The organism is Stenotrophomonas sp. TWI1183 (assembly GCF_039673115.1).
GTDB lineage: Bacteria > Pseudomonadota > Gammaproteobacteria > Xanthomonadales > Xanthomonadaceae > Stenotrophomonas > Stenotrophomonas maltophilia_AA.
Map to the genome: position 1 here is coordinate 1 of NZ_JBDJKZ010000040.1, position 298 is coordinate 298.

A 298-nucleotide genomic window follows, 5' to 3' on the forward strand; every position below is an offset into this window, starting at 1 on the left:
CGCGAACCCGACGACAGGCGCTGGATGGTGGTGGCCAGGGAGCTGCCGCTGGTGCTCAGGTTACGCTGAGCATTCAACGACATCGTATTGGTGTTGATGACTTGTGCCATGGTGCAATTCCTTCGGCGGAGGTGAGGCGTGATTCAGAATCCGGGCGCAGTCAGCGACTACGCCCGGCTGTCACTCTGGCGTGGATCAGCGCAGCAGGCTGAGCACGTTCTGCGGCACCTGGTTGGCCTGGGCCAGCATGGCCGTACCGGCCTGCTGCAGGATCTGGGTGCGGGTCAGTTCTGCGGTT

General features: G+C 63.1%; 1 protein-coding gene and 1 pseudogene. Both read right to left on the reverse strand.

The window, feature by feature from the left end:
- Positions 1–110, reverse strand: a pseudogene (locus tag ABE434_RS18810) (flagellin); the annotation flags it as partial.
- Between the two features lie 85 nt (positions 111–195).
- A partial coding sequence (locus ABE434_RS18815; protein WP_332677858.1) for a flagellin occupies positions 196–298 on the reverse strand: 103 nt, incomplete at its 5' end.